The sequence below is a fragment of the Ruegeria discodermiae genome, assembly GCF_030758345.1.
Taxonomy (GTDB): Bacteria; Pseudomonadota; Alphaproteobacteria; order Rhodobacterales; family Rhodobacteraceae; genus Ruegeria_C.
Genome location: NZ_JAVAMO010000031.1, coordinates 1 through 25,181, shown reverse-complemented (window position 1 = coordinate 25,181; position 25,181 = coordinate 1). Strand labels below are relative to the sequence as shown.

Below are 25,181 nucleotides of genomic sequence, written 5' to 3'. Positions count from 1 at the left end.
TGCGCTGGTGGGCTACACCCAGGGCGTTGACACGATCACGGATTTCGTGCGCTTCACCACGGTTGGCAATGACACGCTGCTCGAGATCAACCCCGACGGCGCCAGCGGCTTCGTCCAGGTCGCCCTGCTCACCGGCGTCAAAAACCTCGCCGGAACCGAAGCCGATATGGAAGCAAACGGCAGGCTGATCACCATGGACCCGCCGCCGATCGCAAATGACGATTATGTCAGCGTGGAAAGCTCCGGGTCCTGGACCATCGATGTTCTGGGCAACGATGTGGATCCGGATGCGGATTATCTGACAACGCTGGAGGTCAGCGGCATTGACGCTCAGCCCGGCAATGGATCCGTGTCGATTGTGAATGGCGACGTCATCTATACGCCGAATGCCGGATATGTCGGCAGCGACAGTTTCAGCTACTCGATCAGCGACGGCAAAAGCACCGATAGCGCAACCGTCTTCCTGTCCGTGGGCCAGCGTGATTTCACCGGAGAGAGCCGGGCGCTGAGCGTCGACCTGTCGCAGTCGAGCTACGCGTATGCGGCAACACTCATGGCCTTCGGAGATTCGCTGACACAAGGGTACAAATTCGGAAATCCGGATGTCGAAGGAGGGTTCCGCGACGATTTGTTCGATAACCTGTCCGCAAACAATATCTGGATCGACTATGTCGGCCGCTTCAACGATGGCCCCGAAGGCATGATCGACAGGGATCACAATGCCACACCGGGTCATACCCTGGCGGAAGCGCTGACTGATGATCCGGACGCTCCGATGAATTTCTCGTTGACCGTTGACGAGATCAATCCCGATGTGACCTGGTTCATGATGGGCACGAATGACCTGAACGGCCCAACGAAAGTCGATCAGGTTCTGGGTGGGATTCAGGCCTTGATCGACCAGTTCTACGCTCTGGACGGGGCGCAGGACCGTCATCTGGTTATCTCGCTGGTGCCGGTGAAGCCCGAATTCGCGGATCTGGTTGCAGCAACCAATGAAGGCTACAGCATGGTCAATGGCGAAATGGTCGCCGGAGACGCAGGCAACGGCACCTTCGTTCCGGGCATTCGCCAGATCGTGAGTTCGGAAGCTGCCACGCACCCGACGCTGCATCTGTTCGAGCCCCCGATCACGGAGAGTGAATTGCTGCCGGATCAGGTGCATTTCACCGATGCAGGGGATGCGCTATATGCGCAGGCGGCGGCCGATCTTCTGGAAGAAGAGATTGGCTTCTCGGCCGGAACGATCGAAGGATCGGCAATCGCGCTGGATGCTGTGAATGTCATTGGCGGCGAGGCCGGGGACCTTCTGATCGGTGACGCGCTGGCGAACCTTCTGGACGGCGGCAACGGCAACGATGTGGTGCGCGGTGGCGGCGGGGATGACAGCCTGCTGGGTGGCGCGGGAACCGACCGCCTCGATGGCGGCGCCGGGGCCGATACCCTGACCGGAGGAGAGGGCGATGACAGCTTCATCTTCGGCGCGGATTTCGCCCTGAACGCCCTCTCGGCCGATGTCATTCTGGATTTCGGCGATCAAGGTTCCGACCGCTTGGTCTTTGAGCAATCGCTTGGCGCAGCAACGGTGGCGGATCAGCTCGATGGGACGGGTGTCGTCATCACCATCAACGGGTCCGATATCGAGGTGGATGGGGCCAGTTCCGATCTGCTCAAGGGCAATTCGCTTGGCGGCGGCAGCTATGAGATCACCTCGGACACGTCGCTGGTTCTATTCGTTCAGGATCCCGATATTCTGTTGGCATAAGAGAAATGGCCGGTCGCATGGCGGTCTCATCCGACCGGTTCAAAGCCGTCGCAGCACAGGATGAATCCCGCATTGTCCCCGCGCTCCCCCTTAGTCCGCTTGCATGAGGCGATGCATGACCGAAGAAGACACCAAGACCGATACCGTCCCTGCAGAGCCCCCCAAGGACCGCGTCGTCGACGCGCTCTCCGGAAGCGGCTCGGCGCTTGCGAAATACAAGGCGTTCTTCGTGGGCGATCCCTCCACCATGAAGCTTCTGCACTACGAAGCGGCGGTTCTTTTTGCCGCGCCGATGCCGGGTGCCCTGGGCTTCGCGCTTCGTAAGGTTTTGCTGCCAGGGCTCTTTGGCAAGGCGGGACGAGGGCTGAACTTCGGTCGCAATATCTCTCTGCGCTGTCCAGGACGCATGAGTCTGGGTGATCACGTCACAATCGATGATGGCTGCGCGCTTGATGCGCGGGGCGCCAAAAGCCCTGCAGATTTTGTGATCGGACCGCGGACCTTGATCGCCCGCGATACCTGTCTCGGTATCAAAAGCGGTTACCTGCGCATCGGGGCAAACGGATCGATCGGCAGCCAGTGCTATTTCAGTGCGGTTTCAGGTATCGAAATCGGCGATAACGCGATCATCGCGGGGCAGTGCTATTTTGGCGGCGGCCGGTACAAGACCGCTCTGGATGCCGGGCCAATGGTCACTCAGGGGCTGATTACCAAAGGCCCGGTGGTCATTGGCGACGATGTCTGGATAGGTGCCGGAGCACGTGTGCTCGACGGGGTGCGCATCGGCAATGGTGCAATCATCGGTGCCGGTGCCGTGGTGGCCAAGGACGTCCCGGAAAATGCCATCGTTGCGGGCATTCCCGCCCGTCAGATCGGCAGTCGCAGCTAAGCAGGCATCCACGCCATTATAGCGTTTGACGAAAAACCTGAGACATCAAGCATCGCTTAACGCGTTGAAATCTGCGATTTCAGGCAGCGTTAAGGGATTCAGGTTTTCGCATAACGCTTTAACAATGCCGGTTCAGCCGAGCATACCCTCATCCCGATACCATTGCGCGGTGCGGGCTAGGCCGTCAGACAGTTCGATGGTCGGGTTGTATCCCAGAAGCTCACGCGCCTTTGAAATGTCAAAGGCGCGGTCCTTGGTAAAGAAATCGCACTGCCGCACTTGCAGCGGGGCGTCAATCCGAAGCGGACGCGCAATCGCCTCAGACAGATGTGCCGCCGCCAGCAGCATCGAGATGGGAATTCGCCCGCGCCGCGGCGCCACACCAACCGCCTTGCCCACCATGGCCACAAGCTCCTTCAGGGTGTAGTAACGCTGCCCGGCCAGGAGGAATGTCTCGCCCAGAGCGTTTTCGTGGGTCCCCAGCAGGATGATCCCATCCACCAGATCGGATATGTAGGTCAGGTGGTACAGGACTTCGCCCTTGCCAAACATAATGAAGCGGCGGCGCTGGATGGCGCGGTACAGTTTCAGAAAGCGCGTGTCGCCGGGGCCGTAGATGCCCACCGGGCGAAAGATCGCACCCGGAAGGCCGGACTTGATGGCTTCGGCCGCCAGAAGCTCGCCTTCGAGCTTTGTCTCCTGATAGACATCACCGGGGTTGAAAGGGGCATCTTCCTTTGCCGGGATCGTCGCAACATCGCCATGGACACCGGCGGTGGAACAATGAACCACCCGCGTCACACCGGCCTTATCCGCCGCATCGAGCACATATCGCGTGCCGTCCACGTTGACAGCGCGATAGTCGGCGGCATCAAGACTTGAGCCGCGATAATACGCAGCGATGTGAAAAACATGGGTGCAGCCCTGCGTCGCCTGCATCACGATCTTTGGATCGGTGATATCGCCTGCAACCACCTCCGCGCCGCGCTCGGCAAGCCCGCGCGCGGCCTCCGGGCGGCGGGCGAGGACGCGGACGCGCCATCCCCGGTCGAGAAGGGTCTGGGCAAGATGCCCACCGGTGAACCCGGTCGCCCCGGTGACGAGCGCAAGGCGTTCTGGCTGATCGTTCATGTCCGGTCCTTTGTCTGTGTGCTCATACTGACCACCGCTCGCGCCAGTCCTGGAACACCATCAGGGCCCAGAGCGCATGGCTGTGGTTCGCCCGGTTGGCAAGGTGTTCAGATTTCAGTTTCTCGACGAAATCGGCATTAAACAGCCCCTCCGCCGTCAGTCGGCGCCTGGACAGAAGCTCTTCCATGCGCGCGCGGTATTCATTCTTCAACCAGGTCTTCATCGGCATCGAGAAGCCCTGCTTCTGGCGATGGATACATTCCCGCGGCACGCGTTCCACAGCAATCCGCTTCAGCAGGGTCTTGAGCCCATCGGACCCGATCTTGAGGTGCTCCGGCACGCGATAGGCCAGAGAAACGAAATCCTTGTCGAGCAGAGGCACCCGGGCTTCAAGCGACACCGCCATGGACATGCGATCCACCTTGGTCAGGCAGTTCTCGGGCAGATAGCTGCGCAGATCGACATAGAGCTGGCGATCAAGCTCCGAGCGGTCCCCGGCACGGCGGGTCAGATCGCGGATATGCGCGCCAAGATCGGTCGGTGCCCGCCCCTGCGCTTCGGGGGTCAGAAGTGCCGCGCTTTGCGCCTCGGTCACGAAAATACGCCACCGCGCATGTGACAGCTCCGGATCGAGCTGCGCGCCCTCGACGAAACGCTTGACCTTGTTGACGGTGCTTTTCTTGGCTTCGGTGGGGGGAATGGCGTCCACGATAGGTGCGATAACCCTGTTGCGCAGAGCGGCGGGGATCAGGTTCCAGGTGCGCGCCGCCCGTTGGGCCAGGAAAGTCTCGTAGCCGGCAAAAAGCTCGTCACCGCCATCGCCGGTCAACGCAACCGTCACATGTTCCCGCGCGAGGTCTGAAACGAGGAATGTCGGAAAGATCGAGAAGTCGGCGATCGGGTCGTCCATGAAGTGCATCAACCGGTCGAACAGCGCGGGCACCGAGGAGTCGATGATCTTGACGTGATGTTCCGCGCCCAGATGTGCGCCCACCTTCTGCGCCCATGGCAGCTCGTTATAGCTGGCCTCGTTGAACCCGATGCTGAATGCTTTAAGCGGGCCCATCGCGGAGGCGACGAGTGAGCTGTCAACCCCGCCGGACAAAAGCCCGCCAAGGGGCACCTCGCTCATGAGCTGCGCCTTTACCGAGGCGTCGAGCTGCTCTGTGACCGCCTCTTGCCATTGGGCATCCGACCAGCCCGCTGTCGAGTCATCGGCATGCGGCACCTCCCAATAGCGGCGCAGTTCATGCTCTCCCGTGGACAGATCCAGCAAGAGACATTGCGCCGCTTCGAGCTTGTAGACGCCCTGTAGCAGTGTCCGCGGTGCCGGGACATATTCCCAGGACAGATACTGCCTGACCGAGTCGACATCCAGCTGACGCTCGACCAGGCCGGTTTCCAGCAACGCCTTGATCTCGGACCCGAAGACCAGATGCTTGCCCGTGGCCGACCAGTAGAGCGGTTTGATCCCGAGATGGTCCCGCGCCAGAAAGAGCTTTCCTGCGCGGATGTCATGAAGCGCGATGGCGAACATGCCATTCAGACGCTCCACGAAATCGGCCCCGTGCTCTTCCCACAGATGTACAATCACCTCCGTGTCGGAATTCGTTTTGAACGTATGGCCCTTGGCCTCGAGTTCTCTGCGAAGCTCCCGGTAATTGTAGATCTCGCCGTTATATACGGTGGCCACGCTGCGGTCTTCGTTGAAAATCGGTTGCTGGCCGCCCGCCAGATCGATGATGGCAAGCCGCCGCATGCCCATCGCCACGCGGCGCTCATCATCAAGATAGAGCCCCTCCTCGTCGGGGCCCCGATGCACGATGGTGTCGCACATGGCCCTGACCTGAGACAGATCTAACGGAGGGGCGCTGGCGGCAGCAGTAATTCCGGCGATTCCGCACATTTCAACACCCTCCACTGCGGCTGAAGCATTGCGGCGCAGCTACGCGACGGACAGCGCCACTCATATGAACAGGCCCTGAAGGTCGCGTTTCAGCTGTGCCTGGCTGTCCTTGGCACCGATCCGGGGCACCGCGAGGGGATCGGCCCCGAAGCTCACGGGGCTGCAATAGCGGGTCCGGGTCATCACGCGGCTCCTAATCTTTTGCGAAACTGCATGGCGACCTGACGTTGCAGGAAGCGGGCAAGGGATTCGTACTCGCCCTGAATCTGGGGCGTCACCGTACATGTCTCCAGCCAGGTGCGGAAACTCCCGAAAGGATGGGTTGGCGACAGCGCGTCATCCGCAACAAAGGCAAGCCGGCCGACCTTGTGGAGTTCGCCGCGGAAGGGCAGGGGGTCCGTGCCGGGCAGGATCGCGCGGCGAAGCTGCTCGACCTCACCGAACAGGCGCGGGCGGGACCCCAGCGCCAGGCGACCCGCATTGTCCCCAAAGAAGAGAAACGGAAACTGCGCGTGGTCATTGGCAAGCCGCCGTATCACGCTTCCTCTGGTGCCGGACCATTTGCCGAACCCCCAGGGCAGGGCTGGCGCGCCGCCGATATCCAGAACGCGTTCGATGGCGCGTTCTATCGGCTCACCGTCAGGGAACGGACCGGCGGCGCCATATGCAAGCACTTCGAGTCCTTCTTCGGTCACGATCTGCCGTCCCGCGATCAGGGTCAGCGTTTGCCCGCCTTTCGAGGCGCGCAATGATACCTCTTCTCCGGTCTCCTCGATCGTCCATCCGCCCAGTTGTCCGGGACGCAACCCGCCGAACGCATCCGCGCCTCTGGATTGTGTGAAAAGCAGTACGCCCGGTGTCGACTCGGGCAGATCAAGGCCATGACAGAGGCGCGAAAAATTCCCGGCGGCGGCGTCCAGGAAATCCGCGGGATCGAAACACGCATGCAGATGGACGTGGGCATCGACTAGGTACATTGGTCAAACAGCTTTCAAAGCAACAAGTATAACAAATATGATGTCCGATTGTCGTGCCGTCGAACCCATTCCTACCGTGTAGGCAGACGCCCGATTTCTTTCGAGAGCCAATCAAAGAAATCGCTGAATCGCGGACCGTGTCAAGATTTTGTTGCCAGGACAGATCATGGCACAGCCTCATTGGACAAATTGTCGCCAATACACAGCGCCGATCGCGTTTGTTTCTGATCCTCGGCTTGCCCGGGACCTCATGGTGGCGCGCCATCGAATCCGCTGCTATGGAATGCAGCGCCAGCCCATTTGGAAGCCGCGGCGCTTCACAGGGCAAACCCGACCCGCAAAGAGTTTTGCTGAGGACCGGCCTGTGATACCCAAGCGACGGAAATCGTTTCCATCCGGTCTTTTTTGGGCCCTGCTTTTTGCTTTGGGAAATAAGCGAGACATTTGTGAATTTACGTCCTCACCCCGCGCACGCGGCGCATGAACAGTTCGATATCATCGTGATCGGCGGTGGTGTCTATGGTTTGATGATCGGACTCGAAGCGGGCCGCGCCGGTTTGCGCGCCGCAATTGTCGAGCGCAATCAGATCGGTGGCGCAACAAGTGCAAACTGGTTTCGTATTCTGCATGGTGGTCTGCGGTACCTTCAAACGCTGGACATCCCGCGCCTTCGTGAATCCATTACCGAACGCCGCTGGTTTCTGCGCCACTTTCCCGATCTTGTGCGTCCGATGGGCTTCCTCATGCCGCTCTATGGGGAAAAGATGCGACATCCGGCGGTGTTTCGGGCCGCGTTTGCCCTCGACGCGGCCTTGACGCTGGATCGAAACGCGGGGCTCTCGCCCGATAGCGTCCTGGCGCGCGGGCGCGTTCTGAGCGTCTCGGACGTGCGCGAGATCTGTGCGCAGGTTCGGACGGATGGTCTTCTTGGTGGGGCGCTTTGGAACGATGCGGTCGCGGAAGATGGCGCCGCCCTTGTCGCGGCCCTGCGCAGCCGGGCCGAAGCATCCGGTGCCACCATCATCGAACATGCCGAAGCGCTGGCGCTTGAAACGGATCAGGGCTCGGTAACGGGTGTGACGCTGCGCCGCCCGCAAGGCCATGAGGAGAGCTTGCAGGCCCCTGTCGTCGTAAATGCCGCCGGGCCCTGGTGCGCCGAGCTTGCCGCTAGGTTCGACCGGCCGATTCCAGAGCTCTTCAGACCCTCTCTGGCCTTCAATCTCGTTCTCGACCTGCCGCCGCCCGCGCCGCTGGGGCTGGCGGTGGCGCCACCGGATCAAACGGATCCAACGCTGTTTCTGTATCCGGTTCGAGGGGGCACGTTTGCCGGGACCTGGCACACGAGCTGGCATGAAGGTCCCGATCCGGTCCATCCGCCACAGGCTGACATCGACGCCTTTCTGGAGGCCCTGAACCTGTCAGTCCCGACGCTGGGCGCAACGCGCGAGCACATCGTGAAGATTCACGCAGGATTGTTGCCCGCCAAAGAAACCGGCACAGCAAAACTCTCTGTTCGTGAAATCATTTTTGACCATGGGAATGAGGGGGGGCCGCTCGGCCTCTACACGGTTTCCGGCGTCAAATTCACCACATCCCGCCGGGTTGCGGCCAACCTTGTGAAACATGTCCTGGCAAGCAAACGTATCGCTGCGACACCGGATATGGCCGAATGAGACGTCTTGCCGTATCGCCTATGCAGTGTGGTGCGCGGCCCTTCCCGCCATGGGCGCAGGCCTCCTCCTGCACGCGTGAGATGGCGGGAAAGGATAACCCCCACTGGCGGTGCGATACCCTCCTGGCCCTCTTCAAAGATCTTGACAGAGATGCCAGACTGCGCTGCGGCTAAACCCGTTGCGCCTCAAGCTGGAACGAAGGGAGTTCGTTTGTCTTCACCCATAAAATCCGATCGCCTGGCGCACCGTGAAGGCGGCGCGTTCAGAAAATACATGGCGCGGATCGTCGGCAGCGACCGTATCGGCGCCTTCATCCGCTATGAGCTTTATATGACGTTCTTTGCCGGTTTCCCCGGTGCGGCGGGCGTCTTCCTGCGCCAGAAGTTTTATCCCTGGTTTCTCGGGAGTTGCGGGCGCGGTGTTGCGTTTTCCCGCAATGTCACGCTGCGCTGCCCGAAACGGCTTTTTGTCGACGCGGGCACACTCATTGACGAGCATGTCTGTTTCGACATCAAGAGCGCTGAGGCCTCGATCCGATTGGGCGCGCGCAACCAGATCGCCCAGGGCGTGCGGTTCGAAACCGGCTATGAAGGGCATGTTACGCTTGGAGATGACTGTTTCGTCGGCGCCTATACGATCCTGAACGGCTTTGGCGGCATCGAGATCGGCAACAACGCCTTGATCGCCGGGCATTGCCATATCGTCTCGGGTGATCACGAATACGGAGACCTCTCCCTGCCGATGAACCAGCAGCCAATCACGGGCAAGGGGATCGTCATCGAGGACGATGTCTGGCTCGGCGCCGGCGCCAAGATCCTGGACGGGGTCCGCATCGGGCAGGGCAGCATCGTCTCGGCCGGCGCCGTGGTGAACCGGGATGTCGCCCCCTACAGCATCGTCGGTGGCATCCCTGCGAAGCTGATCAAAAGGCGGGACGGTTGACGTGAGCATTTCTGACCGCGAGGAACTGGCAAGGCCCGTGGCCAAACCTGCCAGACGAAAAGCGCTGCTTAAATTCGCCCTGAAGGCCGTCATAAGCGCGGGTCTGATCGCTTATATTCTCCATACCCAGGTCGATAATGTCGATGAGATCTGGCAGGCGATCTCCGGGGCTGATCCCTGGCTTCTGGCGGCCGCCTTCCTGCTGCATATCCTGGGATTCCTGCTGTGTTCGTGGCGCTGGCAGATTCTGTTGCGGGCCCAGACCTTCCTGGTGCCGATCATCGAACTCATCCGTGCCTATGCGATCGGGATCTTCTTCAATTCATTCCTGCCCGGTGTGATGAGCGGGGATTTCATGCGGGCGCTGGATATCTCCGACCGGGTACCGTCTTATACCCAATCCTTGCTGATCCTGTTTGTCGAGCGCCTGACCGGCATGATTGCCCTTCTGGTCCTGGCGCTCATCGCGCTGCCGCTGATCGGCTGGGATATCGTCGAAGAGACGGGGATTTTGTGGATTCTGGTGGCGGTCAGCGCGGCGGTCATTGTCGTTTCGCTCACCTTTCTGAGCAACCCGTTCCGCAGGCTCGCCACCCGGGTCAGCGAAGTGGGACCGTTCCGCCGGGCGCAGGGGATCATCTCGAAGATCACCGAGACATCCGCCGTGTTTTCCGGCCGGATGGGGTCGGTCTATGGCTGTATCCTGATTTCGGTCGTCTTTCAGGCGATTGTCGTGCTGCATTTCTACCTGATCGCCCAGGCGCTGGGATTCGGCGTGCCGGTGATCTATTATTTCGCCCTGATCCCGGTGTCCCTGTTCATCATGATGGTGCCAATCTCGATCAATGGTATCGGCGTCCGAGAGCAGGCCTTTATCGTACTGTTCGGCTTTTTCGGGGTTCCCGCCTCGTCAGCGATCTCACTCGCCTGGATCGCCCTGGCTTTCGCCCTGGCGCAGGCGGTGGCAGGCGGCGTGGTGTTTGCCCTCCGGCGCAAGGCGGCAACCTCCTGAGGCGTTCACAAGAGATTTGCAGCCTAACTGATACCGCAAGGGACAAAATCGCAAAAACCCGTTCCGGCGAGGGGCCGACGCTCAGGAAATTCCAGCGCGGGCCAGGTTGAATCCGGTGGCTGGCGCGTCCTCGCGTGCCTGCGAGCTGTTGGTTTCCGGTACAGACCGGCGCGACATCAACCCGCCTGTCAGGAACAATATTGTCAAAAGCGCAAACGGCGCGAGCAAATCCGATTCCGTCATGCTCCGGGCCAGGGTCACGGCACAGACGCACAGGAAGAAAACAGACGCAATCGGGTCGGATTTATTTCTGGCAATCAGGATAGAGACGATGGTCCAGACAACGGTCAGGACACAGAAGAACAATCCGATCAGACCCTGATGCACGGCAATCTCGTAATAGGAATTGTGAAACGAGAAGGTGGCATAAGATGCCTTGTGGAATTCCTCGTAGATGCGGCTGGCCTCGGACAATTTGTCATAGGGGGTCCAGAACCCTCCGGCCCCGACGCCAAGAAGTGGGGTCTGCTCGATCTGTCGGGTCGCATATTGCCACAGCACCGTCCGGCCCGTCAGGGTGCCATCCTTGCCGAAGGCGCCAAGGACCGCATTGACCGGATCAACCGTCTGCGACGAAAAAAACCATGCAGAGGCCAGGAACAGAGCACCCAGAATCGTCAGACCCGCTACATAGAACCAGGGACGTCTCAGAATTCCGGATCGCGGCACGATACCCAGCAGGAACACCAGCCCGAGAATACCGATCGCAAGCAGCACCGCCGTTGCGGAATCCGCCCTGTGGATCTGCAGGATCGCGAGGCCCGCCGTTGCCACGGCAAACAGCCTGAACTTGCGCGAGAAACCGGGATCGACCAGCACACAAAGTGACGCGAGCCACAGGATGACCATGGCGGTCCCCATGGTGTTCTTGCTCGAAAACACCCCCCGGGCGGTGGTTCCGGTTCCCATATAGGGGGCCAGGAAGCTCATGACGCCGTAATAGGCCGAGGTAATGAGAAGCGATATGAAGATGTCGCGCGCACTCAGACGGGTCACAATGCAATAACAGATCATGATCGTGAGGATCAGTTGCATGCCCGACTTTATGATAAGTCCCGTCTGATCCCCCCAAAGGGCGGATAACAGCCACCAGGCGGGGAAGACGAACAGGATAAAGCTGCGCGCGATCAGCGGGAAAAGCCTGTTGAAATCCCGCAGGAAGGCCCAGCCGAAATAAAGCGCGAGCGGATACAGGATCAACTCGTCATACCGGAACTGCTTGAAGGTGACGAAGAACCAGACCGTGACCAGGACATGGTCGCGCCGGTGTTCGAACACCTCCCGGGCAGAAGGTTGATATGTCGTCGTTCCGCTCATGCTGCGGATCCTGTCTGGTGCCGATCCCCTATATGATCGGCCAGGCGCAGCGCCATGGCAACAACGGACAGGGTCGGGTTGGCCTGCCCGGAGACCGGGAACACCGATGCGGAGGCAACAAAGAGGTTTTTGGTGCCGTGGACACGGCAATTGGCATCGACAACGCCGTCATTGGGATCATCGGACATGCGGGTCAGCCCGATCTGGTGATAGCCGTCACGGGATTTGCGGATGATGGCCTCGGCAAGGGCGTCATCCCCGGGCAGCACCATCTCTGCGGCATGTCCCGCCTGCAGCCTGCTGGCCAGCAGCTTGTGGCTGTCAACCAGGGCCTGCACCGTGCGTGCGCCATAGCGGAAATCGACCTTCAGCCGGCGCCGACCGGTATGGTCCGTGCTGTCCGACAACATGACGCGGCTGTCATGCTCGGGGAAATGTTCAGCGTGATAGGCCAGGGCATAGGGCCCCCGTCCATGGGCCACCAGCCGCTGCGGGCGCCGGACACTTGCCGGGGCAAGCCGTTTTGCCCCCGAGCGCACAGCATCGAACATCCCGGCCGGGTCGCGCAGGATATTGGCGATGTGAGGGCCCACATTCTCAAAGCGATCGGGATGTTTCAGCAGATGTTTGGCCGAAATTTCACCCGATCCGTGCCGGGGGTCGGTCGGGGCGAGGTTTTCGACCCAGAATGCCACATTGGACGGCACCTCACCGGTCAGGACAAAACGCCGCCGATAGGGGCTCTGACCGTTTTCGCTCCGATATCCGAAACCCTCGCATATCCCGGTATCGCGGAAGGTGAGCTCGGCAACCGCGCCGGTCAGATGCCCCATGTAATAATGCCCGAGCGCCTCGGATGATCCCTGAAAGACAGCGGGCTGCGCGGCTTGTTCCAGCAACAGAAGGCGGGTGCTCTCAAGCCCGCCGCAGGCCAGAACGACCTGTCGGCAGGGCAGGGTGGCGACCTGCCCGTCCTGCAGGATTTGCAGGGCCTGCACCCGGCTCTGCGCACCGCCCTCCCAGCTCATGGACAGCAGTTGCGCCTGGCTAAGCAGATCGACCGGCACATCGCCCTGCTTCAGTCGGTCCTGAAGCGCATCAGCCTGCTCCAGCGCATTCAGCCGCTCGATCCGCTCGACGCTCACCCCCTCGACAGCGGGCCATCCGGATGGGGCGGGGGCGTAGAACACCGGGTCGGTATCCAGAAATTCGGCCGCGGGCGTGACCCAGCGTGCATAATCGTCAAACGGGATCGGCCAGGGATGCACATGCCGGGGCGAGCCAGCGGCAAAGTCTTCGGGATCGAACGGCATGCAGCGTCCACCCCATCCCAGAAGCGATCCACCCACCGCCTCGCGATTGGTGAGTTGGCGGGGATCATGGGTCTGGGGTGACAGGATCTCGTCCCGGTCCTCGGCCGCGTCGATCTCGCCAGCGTCGAAACCGCCCTGCTCAATGACCAGAACCCGCTGTCCCGACCGCCCCAGGGCGAAGGCCAGTGCAAGCCCGGCGGCCCCGGCGCCGATAACGCAGGTGTCATACTCCGCCGCCTGGGCGTCCGAGAGGCTGACCCGTGTCATTGCGCTGTCCCATCCTCTGTCTCGCGCGCAGCCCGGTATTCGCGCCGGGCGAGCCCGGCCAGCTTGCGCAGGGTCACAAGAGGGGACGCCTGCACCGGTCCGTCGCGGCGCGACGTGCCCGGATCGCGCTGCAGGGCACGCAGCCTGTCCGGTATCGCCGCACTTGCATAACGATCAGCGACGGTCTGGCGGATCTCGGCGCAGCGGCTGCGCGTGCCGGCAGGATCATTGCGCAGCGCATTCAGCAGATCGGGAACCTGCGCGGGCGCAGCATATTGCGCCAGCGGCCCGAAGGTTTCGCGCAGCCTGTGATCCAGGATACAGGACCGCTCCATCAGCATCGCCTCAAGCACTGTGCGGCCAAAGGCTTCGATCCACCTGTCGCTGTGGAAATAGGAAAACACGTCCAGGCTGTCCAGAAAACGGTCCACCGGTTCCCCGTTGAACGGAACAATCTCCCAACCGCCCGGATCAACGCCTGCTGCCTCCAGCGCCTGCACCGGGCAGCCCATGACCCGCGTATGCCAGCCTGGTCCGGGCGGCGCCACCGACGCCATCACATCCGCGGCCCGATCCGGCCATTTCAGCACGTCTTCGCGGCTATGGCGCCCCACGGTCGCAACAGGGCCGTCAAAGACCTGTCGGCGGGGCGCCCAATCGCCCGCATCAAAGGCGTTCACCCAATCCGAGCCGGTCAGGCGCAGAAAAGGCAGAAAGCTGCGCAGATGCTGGCGGATCACCCCTGAAACGGGCGCCCACATGGGGCTGGTGCCAAAGGCCCGCCTGATGGTTCGGGTTGTGGCGATCGGGTCATATTCAAGCGAGCCATCGCCGCGGAACGGCGGATGATGGGCGACCAGAACCGATGTCTCGGCCCGGATCTCGGCGCTCTCGGCCACCTTGTGAAAGAAGGTCAGCGGGTGGTGAAAGAATACGGTATCCGCGATCACCCTAGTGCCCGGTTTCAGCAACTCGAACCCCTGCAGGTCCGCCAATTCCAACACGGCGGCGTTGGGCCTGTCCCCGTCACCGGTGAAAAACCCCGAGGTGACCGGCAGCAGGCCCACCGTCGCGCCGGATCCGTGAAACGCCCTGGCATCGGCCAGCATCGCCGTGGCGGTCCCGCCTGAGAATCTGGGATCATAGACAAGAACGATATCCGCCCGCGAGATGGTCATCCGCGAAACCCCGGCCACACCGCCGAAAGATCCCGGCCCAGCAAATCCGACAGCCCGGCATTGCGGTCTGACAGGTGATGCGTGAGGTAGGCGGCAGTTTCGGACCGCATGGCGGGCGGCTTTTCCGCCTTGAGCAGAATGGGATTGATGCGCCGGAACCAGTGATAGTGCAGCTTGTTGCGGATTTTCTCCGCCAGACCTGTCTCCTGGCCCATGTGATTGCGGTAGCGCCCGGCAACGATCCGGCCGCCGATCCGGTTCAGCCATTGCTGACCTTTGGGCCAGGTCGGGTAATAGGTGCGATTGAACCAGGTTTGCAGCGTTTCGACATCCATCCGCGGGGCGCCGATATGGGCGGTGACCCCATCAAGGAAGGCCTGTTTGTCGGCCAGAAAATCCTCGAACACGGCGATATGCACGTTGTCGCGCCCGAACACGTCGAAATACTGGGCGATATGGGGCGCATAGGTCGATCCCAGGATGATCGAGCTGTGCAGACTCAGCGCCTGTTCGAAACTGCAGCTCAGACGCGCGCTGCAGATCAGGTGCCAATATTGCGAATAGGCGCGCTTGACCGGGTTGCGCAGCAAAAAGACCAGCCGGACATCGGGCAGCAATTCCTTGATGCGCCGGGCCGCCACGGGCGAGAACAGGTAGGTGGTGGAATCCTCGCCGATCAGCAGCTTGTCCTGAAAGTCTGAAAACCGCGAGGCATACCAGTCAAGATTGGGTTTGTGCGTAAGACGGGTGTCGAACCATTTCAGATCCGGCCCCCGCGCATTCAGGAAATCGGGATGCGCGATCGGATCATCAGCGTCGAAATAGTGGATTTCAGCGTCGGGCAGGCCGATCTGCGGGCTTTGCCCGAGAATGAAATGCAGCGATGTCGTCCCGCATTTAGGCGCGCCGCCGATAATGAAATCGGGTAATCTTGTCAAAGTTCTGAACCCTTCGATCATTGGATGATCTCAACACATAAACAACAGCGGCCAACACCGCCGCAGACTAACCTGCGTCCCGCCGGGAATCCAGATTGCACGAACCGGGCAAACGGCCCCGCCAATGGCAGGCTGGCAGGCACCACGCCTTTCGCCGCCTTAAATCCGGCATTTGCTGGCCTGCACACCACCCTGCGCTCACTCAGGCCCTATCCCGGCGGCCTGAAGAAGCTTCGTCGTTGTTTCCGCAGTTTCAACAAAGACGCTTCTGGGCAGGGATAGCAACTGGCCGCGCAACTGTTGCAGCGGGGCGCGATCCTTGAGCAGGCTGGCGATCTCGGCCTCCAGGGCGCGGTCCACCGGCGCTGCCAGCAGGATGCCGCTACCATGGTCTCGCAACCAGCGCGCGGTCTCGGTCCCGTCCGGTGCCAGCGAGGGGGTGGCGAAATAGCCCCCTTCATAGATCCGGTTGGGCAGCAGCCAGAGCGAATTGGCCCCCTCTTCGTACCAGTCGCCAGCCCAGACCAGATCAACCGCGCCATACATGGCCGACAGATCGCCCGGTGCGGAATAACGCCCGCCGAAAGAGACATTTTCGTAAGGCGCAATCTCAGCTTCGAAATTGTCAAACACGCCCGGTGCGGGATAGCCGCGCAGCGTGATGGTGACGTCATCGGGGAAATGGCGTGCCAGACCCAGCAGCAGATCAAGCGAGCGGCGGCAGCGCAGATTGCCGAACCACCCGATCCGCAATGGCCCGTCAGGCGCGGCCTTGACCGGTTCAGGATCCGGACGGTCGGGGAAATTATCGCCCTCGATCATCAGGTTTTCCAGCAGAAAGGCCCGGTAGGCGCCCGGATAATGCACCGCGAAATGCTCGCTCTCGAAGCGTGGCGAGGACATCACCACCAGGGCGCAATGGTGCAGCAGGCGCCGTTCAAAACGGCGCAGCAGGCGGGCGACCAGCGACGGGCCGGTCAGGCGGTGATGCACATCCAGACATTCGTAGATCAGCGGCGTCTCCAGCCCCAGTTTGCGGCGCACCCGCACCGCAACGGCCAGCATATCCAGGTTGCGCGCATAGATGGCATCGCAATTCGCCAGAATGTCCCGTTCCCTGGCCGCAATATCTGCACCGCGAAAGATCGACGTGATCCTCTGGCCATAGGCGTTGTCGCGGGTCTCTCCCAGATCGATGAGCGGCCAGTCCGTAGCCTGTTTCACCCCCCGATGCGGCATGAAGCCCACCACATCATGCCCCGCACTCTGGAAGGCCCGGGCGCGGCGGCGGATGGCGGGTTCATTGGAATTATGGCCAAAGAAAGCGATGGTAGACATCAGATGCGCGCCTCAAGGTGTTTTTTCTGTCTGTGCAGGCATCTGCGCCGGCGGCCTGCCCTGCACCAGGCGTGACAGGAAGCCCATCCCCCAGGCCAGATGCATCGTGGCCAGCGCAAGGCTGGCCGCCAGCCCGCAGGCAGAGCGGTGTTTCCATGCGACCTGCAGACCGACGCACAGGATGACGATGCCGTAAAAAAGCGGCCAGAGCAGGAAAACCCGGGTCACCGGCAGGGCGAGCAGGCTCAGCAGGACAAGGCCGGTGTGAATGGCCGGGATCAGCTGGCGCAGGCCGGGCCGGACCCTGTGTTTCAGGCAGGTCTGGGCGCGCCCGACCCCGTAATTCCAATATTGCTTCCAGAGACGCCTGGCCGAGCGGCGCGGAAAATAGCCGATGCGCAGATCGGCATTCAGCCAGATCCTGTCACCCCGGCGGATCAGCCGCCTGTCATATTCGGCGTCCTCATTGGCGATGAAACCCACATCATACCCGCCCAGAGCGCGAAAGCTGGACATCCGGAAGGCCGCATGATGCCCATGATCATAATAGCCCGATGCCGTGCCACCGCGATGGGGCGAGCCACCGGCGCCCAGCTTGCTGTCGGCCACCCAGACCAGACCGCGCTGAAAGCAGCCGCCACTATCGGCAATGGCATCCATCGGCACCACCACCGAGGCCACGTCTTTGTCCACCAGGCAATGGGCCAGCCCGCTGACATAGCCGGTCGGGTAGGCGGCATGCGCATCGCATCTGATGGCGATGTCGAACCCGTCAAATTCGGGCTGCAACAGCAGGTTCATCGCGGCGGCCTGGGTTTTCCCGGGATTGTGGATCAGGCGCAGATTGTCAAAACGCTCCGCCAGTTTCGAAACGATCGCGCAGGTGTCGTCATCGCTGCCGCCATCAGCCACGATGACCGGACAGCGCGATGCCACGGGATCATCCTGAATGAGGTCGCACAGCACCGCCTCGATCTGCGCCGCCTCGTTCAGGGTCGGGATCAGAACAACGACGCGGTCCGGATCAATATTGCACATGTTCTCACTCACCAGCGATAGGCCTCGGCTTGCGGATAGTCCCGTTCGCACAGATCCGCAGCCTGCAGAGAGGGCCGGGGACGGATTCCGGCGCGCGCGCAAAACGCGGCAATGCGCGAGAATTGCCTGAAATCCCGATTGGTCAGAGCCTCGCGCGCGCGCCAGATGGATCCGCGCCCGAACGCATTGACCAGGGTCTTGCCGGCCGTCCCTCTGCGCGCCAGAGCCAGCAATTGCCCGCGCACCGGAGAGAGATAAGCCTGTGTGCTGCCGTGTTTTCCAGCCATGGTCCGAAGAGCGATCCCGATTTCGGTCGCAGACAACCCCCGGGACGGGTCCATGTCCACCGCTATTTCAAAATCCTCGATTGCAGCCGCCCAGTCGCCGCGGCGCGCATAGACACAGCCCCGCTGCAGATGCCCCGCGCGCAGCGCCAGATCCTGGGAGTCCGCCTTGAACAGAGCCGCATAAAACGCAATCGGCAGGCGGGGGCGCAAATCCGCAAAGATTGCCCGATCCGCCTCGAACCAGACCGCCTCGGAACTGGCCGCGGCATGCTGCTGTGCCGCCGGACCACGCAGCCCCTCATGCTTGCGCTGGAAGAACACGACATCATCAATCATCTCGATCGGAAACCGCGTGCCCAGCCGGACGAACATTTCATAGTCTATGGATCGGCTCAAATCCTCGCGAAACGGGCCGATTGTTTCGTAACAGGACCTTCTGACCAGAGAGGCGTTCTGAAAAAAGAAGATGTCCTCCAGCAGATGCCGGATGACGCTGCCCGAAGACAGATCGGGCCAGTAGCCGATCCCGAAAAAGGTTTTTTCCGCACTGCCTGCTGCCACGGAAAACCGGACATGCGCGCCCGCTGCAATCCCGGCGGTGCCGGTATCGAGAACATGGCCCAGCTTTTCGGCAGCATCGGGACAGGCGATGTCGTCATCGTCGCATATCCACACATAATCGCCCCGAACCTCTTTCATCGCGGCGTTCAAAGCGGCGGATTTTCCCTGGTTTTCCGCCCGAAAATACGCCAGCACACCGGTCTGATCCGCGCTCAGCAACCGGCGGGCGACATCGGGCGTATCATCACTCGATCCGTCGTCCCAGATCAGGATCTGACTCAGGGGGCGGGTCTGGTTCAGCAGCGCCTCAACGGCCTCGCCCAGATAGCTGCTTCTGTTGAAGGTCGGAATGATTGCCGAAATAGAACCTTGCAACGAAACGTTCCTTAAGTGAAATACTATTGGGCGGCCCCAGCCACAGAAACATGGGACATTTTCATATGTCTAGCGCTATATGGTCGGGGCAAGCGCCTGTTTACCAGTGTAATGTTGCCGCGGTTTGCGGAAGGAACGGAACATGCTTCGACTGCTCGTCTTTTGCCTCTTAACTCTGACCGGCGCAAGCTGGGGATATGCCCAGTCGCTGGACGATCCGAATATCCATCGCCTGTCACCGGGCGACAAGGTCAGCCTGCGGGTGGTGATCTGGGACGAGGATGAGCGCGACTATGTCATCTGGCAGGCGGTCAGCGGCGAGTTTTTGGTGCAGAGCGGGGGGCGCATCATGGTGCCGCTTGCCGGCCGCATCCTGGCAGAGGGGCACACCCCCGAGGAGCTTGCCGACGAGGTTGCCGACGCGCTGCAAGTACAGGTGCGCAGCAACAGCGCCCCCTCGATCGCCATTGAGGTGGTGCAATATGGCCCCTTCTTCATCATGGGTGATGTGGACAATCCCGGTGCGTATCCGGCCCAGCCCGGGCTGACCGCGCTCCAGGCCTTTGCGCTGGCCGGGGGCGGGCAGCGCCTGGACGAGGTGGGCATCGACACGCTGGCGATCATGCGCGAGACGGGAGCGCTGGAACAGATCCAGACCGAGCTGCTGCGCGCGCGCATCACCTCGATCCGGCTGCGCGCCGAGGTCGAGGAACAGGACGGCCTGCAGTTTCCCGACACGCTTGTGCCGGTTGCCGGCTCCGCGCCTCTGGATGTGCTGCTGGAGGAAGAGCGCAGGATTTTCACCGCGCGCAAAACCGCGCTGGAACGCGAGCAGGCCTCGCTGAGCGAACTCATCACGTTGCTGACGACCGAGATCGAAACCCTGCAAAGGAAGATTGAGGGTCAGCAGGAACAGCTGAAGCTGGCCGAGGAATACCTGAAGAATACGCAATCGCTTGTCGACAAGGGGCTGGCGCGGGCGCCGCAGCTAACCCAGGCGCAGAAAGGCGTGTTTGATATCGAGGCCAAAACCCTTGATCTGCAGAACAGTTTCTACCGGGCCCAGCAAAGCGTCAAGGAAGCCGAGCGCGACGTTGTGGCCCTCAAGGCAAACCGGGCCACCCAGGCCGCGGTGGAGCTGCAGAACGTGAATGCGCGTATCGAGATGCTGAGCAGCCGTCGCGACACGGCGCGCCGGATGCTGCTGGAGCGCGGCGCGGTGGTCGGATTTAGCGACGAGGACCGGCAATATGACCGCAGCTTCCGCGTGCAGCGCGGCAATGGCGCGGACCGGCGGATCTTCGAAGGGCCCGACACGATCGTTATCCCTGGGGATATCATCACCGTCGAGCAGACCCTGAGCGTGCCCGAAACCGCCCCGCCGGGCTGAGATAGCAGCGCTCAGTCGGCCCTGAGATAGTCCAGAAGCGCGTCATTGCTCATGCGCGCTTGCAGATCTGACACCACATCCTGGCGGCATGATGCAGTGCCGTCCTGATCGCTCAGCATGGAGATCAGCGTTGAGGCGAACTCCTCGGGCGTGTCCACTGCGGTCACCAGCCCGTCCAGAGTATCCCCATAGGCTTCAAGCGTCTTGTTGAAGGTGAGAACCCGCATTCCAAGTTCGAGATAAGTTCCGATCTTGATGCTGATCCCGCTGGTCACCAGCATCGGCGCGATCCCGATCGTGTTTCCGTTCCCCAGCACGCGCAGATCTTCCATGAAGCTGAAACAGCGCACGCCCTCGGGCCTATCCGTGACCCATTGCGAGATTTCCCCGACGATCCAGAGTTCACAATCCAGCTCGGCCCGGACACGCGGCCAGATCTCGGTCAGGATCAGATCCAGCGCCGCCCGGTTGCCGCCATGGCTGACACCGATGAACACGACACGGCAGGCACCGTCGGCGGTACCCTTGTTGTCGGCAATGACCGGGCGCATCCAGATGTGGCGTATATGGGGAAGCTTCTGCTGCAACTGCCCTGCTTCGATCTGCGAGGCATGGATGCACAGATCGGCCTGGCGCAGGCGGTCGCATTCCTGCTCGACGCTGATCGGAATGTGGTCCGGCGTCCGGCCAGCCTTCTGAAACGACCGGGCCCGGCTGGAAAACAGATCATGCATCAGCACCGCGCGTTTCCGGGCGCTGCAGCCGCCAAGCAGCGGTGCCAGCGAGGAATATTCCGCAACGACCAGATCGCCGGGCACGTGGTTCGCCGCATCCTGAACCTCGCGCGCCTCCGGCGGGTCCAGTACCTTGCTCAGGTCGCTGGGATAGGGCTGGTGCGCACCGCCAAGCCAGCGGCGCGGCACGGATATCACCTGAATGGCGGCCCGGCGCAGGGCGTTCATCCAGACGGTCGGACGGGTTGAAAAGTAAACACCGCCGATCTGAACCGTTCCGGGCCAGTCAATCGTGATGCTGCGATCGGCAAGGATCTGATCGGGCTTGCAGAAGGGAATTCTGCCAAAGCTGGTGATCGGGGCGAGGACGATCCGGATCTCATAATCTGCGTCGGCCAGACAGGTGCACAGGCACATCAGATGTACACCGCTGCCGGACTGAAGGTTGTTTATGCGCCGGTGCATCAGGATCGTCGCTCGTCGGGATGCGCGCCGGTCCTTGGAATTGCCTTTTGGAGGAAGCAAGATGCTGGCCACCTTAATGATGTCTCATGCGCGGATCCTGTTAAGACCCGGCTGCCCCATATTTATTTTTTTCATGTCGCTGCAATCGGCAGGGAGAGTCAACTGGAAGGTTGGCATCATTTTTCCCCCCTAAGTCTCTTGCCCAGCCCTTCGACGATCTGGCGCCCCACCCTGGGCAGAGCTGCGGGATGCTGCCCGGCAAGCCGGATGGCCTCGGGCAAGCGCCTCGACTTCAGCGCCTGCAAGACCCGCTCCGCGTTCATCATGTTCCGCAAGCCGGTTTCCCGGCGGCGAAACAGGTCGCTCGCCCTGGCGCTGAGATGCCCGTCATGACGTCTGGTAAAAGCCCGATCCGCCTTGATCAGAGCCTCAAAATGATCGGGATTGATGCGGTAGGACACTGACCCTTCGCGCACTGTGTACAGATAGTCTGCCTCGGGCCGGATATGCACCTTTGCACCCATGGCCAGGGCCTCGAAGATCAGGTGGCAATCTTCGCCATTGCGCAATGTAGGGTCATATCGCAGTCCCGTCCGCTCCAGAAACGCGCGGCGGATAAGAGGTTTCAGATAGCCCGCGCTTCTGGAACTGCGCGACACCAGATTGTCCGCAACATACTCCTCCAGCGTGAGCGGTTGTTCCGGATCGATCCCCTCGGGGAGTATGAACGGCACCCCGTCAAGCGGCTGGCCTTCCCCGTCGACCCTGAGGAAATTTCCCAGAATGATATCCGCCCCGAGCTCCTCCGCCATCGCGATCATGCCCGCCAGCCGGTCGGGCAACATGGTATCGTCGGAATCCAGAACACAGGCCCAGTCCCCACTGGCCAGATCAAGCGCGGCATTGCGGGCCGCGCCAGGGCCGCCGTTTTCCTCCAGACGATGAAAGATGATCTCTTCGCGCTTCGGCAGCCGGGAGGCGATATCCTCGTCCGAAGCGTCATCGGCGACCACGACTCCGACGGACACCGCCTGCTGCGCAAGCGCGCTGTCCACCGACCTGCCGATCGTGTCTGCAGCGTTCCACGCCGCTATGATTACCGTTGCATCGGTCATGGGGCTCAACTACGGTTTAGGCGATTTGAAATGGTTCAATTGCGGGTCCGAATGATACACAGTTTGTGTCCTGCTTGGGCAGGGGATGCAACACTTAGTGGTGTTTCAACGTTTTTGATCCGTTGCCAATGTGCTGCGGTAAAGACAAACGACACCGCGATACCTCCTGAAAACGCACCGGTGGCCCGGCTGTGACCAGGCCCGGACCACAGGCCCGGATCGCCGTGATCATCCCGACCTGGAATGCGCAATCGACCCTTCGCAGAGCGGCCACCTCGGCGCTCGCCCAGGACCGGGTTGATGTCGAGGTGGTGATCGTGGATGACGCGTCGGTGGATGGCACTCTGGACTGCGCCAGAACCCTCGCTGCCGAAGACGATCGCGTGCAGGTGCTGTCCCAGCCCGAAAACCGCGGCCCCGCCGCAGCCCGCAACCGCGCGCTGGAGCATATCTCGGCGCCCTATGTCACGCCGCTGGATTCGGACGACTTCATGGAACCCGACCGCCTGGCGCAGCTTTTGCAGATCGCTGAGCAGGGGGATTGGGATTTTGTCGCCGATGACCTCTTGAAGGTACCCGAAAGTGATGTCGACGGCCCCCGGACCCGATTGTGGTCGCAAACCGATATCGGCCTTCAGACCCTCGACTTTTCCGGCTTCGTGCGCGGCAACCTGTCGAGCCGGCATGGCGGGCGCCGGGAATTGGGGTTTCTGAAACCGTTGATCTCCACCGCCTTCCTGAACCGGACCGGCCTGCGCTATGACGCCGATATGCGTCTGGGCGAGGATTACATGCTTTATGCCTCGGCATTGTCGCAGGGCGCACGCTTCTGCCTGACCGATCCGGCGGGGTATGTCGCCGTGACACGGCCAACCTCGCTGAGCGGGCAGCATTCGGCCCGCGACCTTGGCGCGCTGGTTCAGGCGGACCGGACCTTGATGGCCCGCACGGACCTGTCGGCCGGAGATCGCGCCGCCCTCCGGGAGCATTACATCGAAACCCTGAAGAAATGGCATTGGTTCCGCATGATCGATGCGGTCAAGGCCCGCGATCCTGTCGACGCGCTGCGCTGCTTTTACGCACCACCCGCGGTGATCGGCGATCTTTTAGGCAAACTGGGCGAACAGGTCCTCATTCGCGGGTCCGCAAGGCTGCCGTTTCTGGCAAGCACAGACCGCATGAAGGACACTGGAGAAAAAGGCGAAAACCCGTGACAGGGCCAGCAGTGACAGGGTCAAAAATTCGATGGGGGATATTCGGGTCCGGCGGCATCGCCCGGCGATTTGCCGGGGACATGCGGTTCAGCCGGACCGGGGTGCTTGCCGCAGTGGCCTCCCGCAGCCGCGCAAACGCCGAAGGTTTCGCGCAGATATTCCCCGGTATGACGGTCTTTGACGACTATCGCGATCTGGCCGCCTCCGACCAGGTGGATGCGATCTATGTTGCAACCCCCAACGCCCTGCACAAAGACCACAGCCTGATTGCGATCGGTGCCGGCAAGGCCGTGCTCTGTGAGAAGCCGTTTGCATGTGACGCTGCTGAGGCGCGCGAGGTTGCCGCAGCCGCAGAGGCCGCCAATGTGTTCTGCATGGAGGCGATGTGGACCCGCTTCCTGCCGATCATGGGGGATCTGCGCCAGCGCATCGCCTCGGGCGAGTTGGGGCAGATGGTCCACCTAGAGGCCTCGCTGGGCTTTGCCCGCACCGAAGGACCGGGCGATCCGATCACCGACCCGGCCCTGGGCGGCGGTGCCCTTCATGATCTCGGCTGCTATGGGATGTCGATCGCAGAGTTTCTGCTGGGACCGTTTCAGCTGGAGGGCGGCAGTGTCGAACGCTCGGACACGGGAAGCTCCAGAACCGCCGCCTTTGTGCTGCGTCACGGGCAGGCGGGGGCAGGGGCGCTGTCAACGATCAGCGTCAGCCACGCCACCCAGATGCGCAACATGCTGGTGCTGTCGGGCTCGAAGGCCCGGGTCACGCTGGAGGCGCCCTTCATCCAGGCCGGATATGGCACCTTATCCCCGATCCGCTTTGCAGAGCCTGGTGCCGCGTCGGGGCCGTCTTTGCGCGCGCACCTGTCCAATTCGCTTTACGGGCAGAAGGCAAAGCGCATGATTCGGGCCGTTATACCCGGCCACGCAAAAATCTCGGCCCCGTTTCCCGGAAGTGGCCTACAATTCGAAATCGATGAGGTCGGCACCTGCCTCGGCAGCGGTCGGACCATCAGTCAGATCATGCCTCTGGAGACAACAATATCCGTCCTGGACACACTGGAGAAACTGGATGGATCACAGGCTTCAACCTCCTGAAAAGACCTGCCTCAAAGCGGGCCAACCCTTTGTGAAGACTGAGACACAGTTTTGCCAATGTCCCGGCCTTAATCCGCCATTTTGGAGATTTATCCACAAATTCGACGGGTCGTTGGGACCGGTGACTGACAAGGGTTCGAAAGCGGTATGTTCAATGCCGCAGATCGGGGTCTGATAGTGTCTGTCATCGGACTTTCAT

At 61.5% G+C, this 25,181-nt stretch carries 21 protein-coding genes; 8 read left to right on the top strand and 13 right to left on the bottom strand.

Going from position 1 to position 25,181, the window contains the following annotated elements; translation table 11 throughout:
* Together Q5Y75_RS27165 and Q5Y75_RS27160 are read left to right on the top strand one after the other, a co-directional pair.
* Positions 1 to 1,765, top strand: a 1,765-nt coding sequence (locus tag Q5Y75_RS27165; RefSeq protein WP_306203401.1) for an Ig-like domain-containing protein, incomplete at its 5' end; no start/stop codon positions are given.
* 115 nt (positions 1,766 to 1,880) lie between these two features.
* Positions 1,881 to 2,654, top strand: a complete 774-nt coding sequence (locus Q5Y75_RS27160; RefSeq protein ID WP_306203399.1) for an acyltransferase — start codon at positions 1,881 to 1,883, stop codon at positions 2,652 to 2,654.
* A gap of 132 nt (positions 2,655 to 2,786) precedes the next feature.
* On the opposite strand, the gene Q5Y75_RS27155 is transcribed toward Q5Y75_RS27160, so the two are convergent.
* The 4 genes from Q5Y75_RS27155 to Q5Y75_RS27140 are packed head-to-tail and all read right to left on the bottom strand — an operon-like array spanning position 2,787 to position 6,668.
* Positions 2,787 to 3,785, bottom strand: a complete 999-nt coding sequence (locus Q5Y75_RS27155) for an NAD-dependent epimerase/dehydratase family protein (RefSeq protein ID WP_306203398.1) — start codon at positions 3,783 to 3,785, stop codon at positions 2,787 to 2,789.
* 22 nt (positions 3,786 to 3,807) lie between these two features.
* A complete protein-coding gene (gene asnB, locus Q5Y75_RS27150) occupies positions 3,808 to 5,691 on the bottom strand; it encodes an asparagine synthase (glutamine-hydrolyzing) (RefSeq protein ID WP_306203397.1) in 1,884 nt (627 codons plus the stop codon).
* A 60-nt stretch (positions 5,692 to 5,751) separates the two neighbouring features.
* Complete coding sequence (locus tag Q5Y75_RS27145) at positions 5,752 to 5,874, bottom strand: hypothetical protein (RefSeq protein ID WP_306203396.1); 123 nt, start codon at positions 5,872 to 5,874, stop codon at positions 5,752 to 5,754.
* On the bottom strand, positions 5,874 to 6,668 hold the full coding sequence (locus tag Q5Y75_RS27140) for a hypothetical protein (RefSeq protein ID WP_306203395.1): 795 nt from the start codon (positions 6,666 to 6,668) through the stop codon (positions 5,874 to 5,876). Before Q5Y75_RS27140 ends, Q5Y75_RS27145 begins: the two co-directional genes overlap by 1 nt.
* Before the next feature lie 446 nt (positions 6,669 to 7,114).
* Here Q5Y75_RS27140 and Q5Y75_RS27135 point away from each other — a divergent pair, with 446 nt between their 5' ends.
* The 3 genes from Q5Y75_RS27135 to Q5Y75_RS27125 all read left to right on the top strand — a co-directional run bounded on the left by Q5Y75_RS27135 (position 7,115) and on the right by Q5Y75_RS27125 (position 10,295).
* On the top strand, positions 7,115 to 8,341 hold the full coding sequence (locus tag Q5Y75_RS27135; protein ID WP_306203394.1) for an FAD-dependent oxidoreductase: 1,227 nt from the start codon (positions 7,115 to 7,117) through the stop codon (positions 8,339 to 8,341).
* Positions 8,342 to 8,614: 273 nt separating this feature from the next.
* Complete coding sequence (locus Q5Y75_RS27130) at positions 8,615 to 9,283, top strand: acyltransferase (RefSeq protein WP_306203393.1); 669 nt, start codon at positions 8,615 to 8,617, stop codon at positions 9,281 to 9,283.
* A 1-nt stretch (position 9,284) separates the two neighbouring features.
* Positions 9,285 to 10,295 (top strand): lysylphosphatidylglycerol synthase transmembrane domain-containing protein, encoded by a 1,011-nt coding sequence (locus Q5Y75_RS27125; RefSeq protein WP_306203391.1) that lies wholly within the window; start codon positions 9,285 to 9,287, stop codon positions 10,293 to 10,295.
* A gap of 81 nt (positions 10,296 to 10,376) precedes the next feature.
* Here the strand turns inward: Q5Y75_RS27125 and Q5Y75_RS27120 are convergent, their stop codons facing one another.
* The 7 genes from Q5Y75_RS27120 to Q5Y75_RS27090 all read right to left on the bottom strand — a co-directional run bounded on the left by Q5Y75_RS27120 (position 10,377) and on the right by Q5Y75_RS27090 (position 18,967).
* Positions 10,377 to 11,672 (bottom strand): O-antigen ligase family protein, encoded by a 1,296-nt coding sequence (locus Q5Y75_RS27120; RefSeq protein WP_306203389.1) that lies wholly within the window; start codon positions 11,670 to 11,672, stop codon positions 10,377 to 10,379.
* Positions 11,669 to 13,252, bottom strand: coding sequence for a GMC oxidoreductase (locus Q5Y75_RS27115; protein WP_306203387.1), 1,584 nt, complete (start codon positions 13,250 to 13,252; stop codon positions 11,669 to 11,671). Before Q5Y75_RS27115 ends, Q5Y75_RS27120 begins: the two co-directional genes overlap by 4 nt.
* Complete coding sequence (locus tag Q5Y75_RS27110; RefSeq protein WP_306203386.1) at positions 13,249 to 14,430, bottom strand: glycosyltransferase family protein; 1,182 nt, start codon at positions 14,428 to 14,430, stop codon at positions 13,249 to 13,251. Before Q5Y75_RS27110 ends, Q5Y75_RS27115 begins: the two co-directional genes overlap by 4 nt.
* Positions 14,427 to 15,368 (bottom strand): sulfotransferase family protein, encoded by a 942-nt coding sequence (locus Q5Y75_RS27105; RefSeq protein WP_306203384.1) that lies wholly within the window; start codon positions 15,366 to 15,368, stop codon positions 14,427 to 14,429. The genes Q5Y75_RS27110 and Q5Y75_RS27105 overlap by 4 nt, the downstream gene beginning before the upstream one ends.
* A gap of 198 nt (positions 15,369 to 15,566) precedes the next feature.
* Positions 15,567 to 16,706: a glycosyltransferase family protein gene (locus Q5Y75_RS27100; protein ID WP_306203383.1), complete on the bottom strand. Its 1,140-nt coding sequence runs from the start codon at positions 16,704 to 16,706 to the stop codon at positions 15,567 to 15,569.
* Between the two features lie 12 nt (positions 16,707 to 16,718).
* Positions 16,719 to 17,744, bottom strand: a complete 1,026-nt coding sequence (locus Q5Y75_RS27095) for a glycosyltransferase family 2 protein (protein ID WP_306203382.1) — start codon at positions 17,742 to 17,744, stop codon at positions 16,719 to 16,721.
* Positions 17,745 to 17,752: 8 nt separating this feature from the next.
* Positions 17,753 to 18,967 carry a glycosyltransferase family 2 protein gene (locus Q5Y75_RS27090; RefSeq protein ID WP_306203381.1) on the bottom strand — a complete coding sequence of 405 codons (1,215 nt, stop codon included), beginning with the start codon at positions 18,965 to 18,967 and terminating at the stop codon, positions 17,753 to 17,755.
* Between the two features lie 142 nt (positions 18,968 to 19,109).
* Here Q5Y75_RS27090 and Q5Y75_RS27085 point away from each other — a divergent pair, with 142 nt between their 5' ends.
* Complete coding sequence (locus tag Q5Y75_RS27085) at positions 19,110 to 20,357, top strand: polysaccharide biosynthesis/export family protein (RefSeq protein WP_306203380.1); 1,248 nt, start codon at positions 19,110 to 19,112, stop codon at positions 20,355 to 20,357.
* Positions 20,358 to 20,368: 11 nt separating this feature from the next.
* On the opposite strand, the gene Q5Y75_RS27080 is transcribed toward Q5Y75_RS27085, so the two are convergent.
* Positions 20,369 to 21,616 (bottom strand): glycosyltransferase, encoded by a 1,248-nt coding sequence (locus Q5Y75_RS27080; RefSeq protein ID WP_306203379.1) that lies wholly within the window; start codon positions 21,614 to 21,616, stop codon positions 20,369 to 20,371.
* A 116-nt stretch (positions 21,617 to 21,732) separates the two neighbouring features.
* Entirely contained in the window at positions 21,733 to 22,671 is a 939-nt protein-coding gene (locus Q5Y75_RS27075; RefSeq protein ID WP_306203378.1) for a glycosyltransferase family 2 protein, read from the bottom strand.
* Positions 22,672 to 22,862: 191 nt separating this feature from the next.
* Here Q5Y75_RS27075 and Q5Y75_RS27070 point away from each other — a divergent pair, with 191 nt between their 5' ends.
* Both Q5Y75_RS27070 and Q5Y75_RS27065 read left to right on the top strand, forming a co-directional pair.
* Entirely contained in the window at positions 22,863 to 23,885 is a 1,023-nt protein-coding gene (locus tag Q5Y75_RS27070; RefSeq protein WP_306203377.1) for a glycosyltransferase family 2 protein, read from the top strand.
* Positions 23,882 to 24,982, top strand: a complete 1,101-nt coding sequence (locus tag Q5Y75_RS27065; RefSeq protein WP_306203376.1) for a Gfo/Idh/MocA family protein — start codon at positions 23,882 to 23,884, stop codon at positions 24,980 to 24,982. The genes Q5Y75_RS27070 and Q5Y75_RS27065 overlap by 4 nt, the downstream gene beginning before the upstream one ends.
* Positions 24,983 to 25,181: the final 199 nt, after the last annotated feature.

Bases quoted from the DNA above. Each gene is read 5' to 3' on its own strand.
- Q5Y75_RS27100 (WP_306203383.1), bottom strand. From the start codon at position 16,706: ATGTCTACCATCGCTTTCTTTGGCCATAATTCCAATGAACCCGCCATC.
- Q5Y75_RS27120 (WP_306203389.1), bottom strand. From the start codon at position 11,672: ATGAGCGGAACGACGACATATCAACCTTCTGCCCGGGAGGTGTTCGAA.
- Q5Y75_RS27085 (WP_306203380.1), top strand. From the start codon at position 19,110: ATGCTTCGACTGCTCGTCTTTTGCCTCTTAACTCTGACCGGCGCAAGC.
- Q5Y75_RS27140 (WP_306203395.1), bottom strand. From the start codon at position 6,668: ATGTACCTAGTCGATGCCCACGTCCATCTGCATGCGTGTTTCGATCCC.
- Q5Y75_RS27110 (WP_306203386.1), bottom strand. From the start codon at position 14,430: ATGACCATCTCGCGGGCGGATATCGTTCTTGTCTATGATCCCAGATTC.
- Q5Y75_RS27155 (WP_306203398.1), bottom strand. From the start codon at position 3,785: ATGAACGATCAGCCAGAACGCCTTGCGCTCGTCACCGGGGCGACCGGG.
- Q5Y75_RS27095 (WP_306203382.1), bottom strand. From the start codon at position 17,744: ATGTGCAATATTGATCCGGACCGCGTCGTTGTTCTGATCCCGACCCTG.
- Q5Y75_RS27075 (WP_306203378.1), bottom strand. From the start codon at position 22,671: ATGACCGATGCAACGGTAATCATAGCGGCGTGGAACGCTGCAGACACG.
- Q5Y75_RS27115 (WP_306203387.1), bottom strand. From the start codon at position 13,252: ATGACACGGGTCAGCCTCTCGGACGCCCAGGCGGCGGAGTATGACACC.
- Q5Y75_RS27145 (WP_306203396.1), bottom strand. From the start codon at position 5,874: ATGACCCGGACCCGCTATTGCAGCCCCGTGAGCTTCGGGGCCGATCCC.
- Q5Y75_RS27160 (WP_306203399.1), top strand. From the start codon at position 1,881: ATGACCGAAGAAGACACCAAGACCGATACCGTCCCTGCAGAGCCCCCC.
- Q5Y75_RS27130 (WP_306203393.1), top strand. From the start codon at position 8,615: ATGGCGCGGATCGTCGGCAGCGACCGTATCGGCGCCTTCATCCGCTAT.
- asnB (WP_306203397.1), bottom strand. From the start codon at position 5,691: ATGTGCGGAATCGCCGGAATTACTGCTGCCGCCAGCGCCCCTCCGTTA.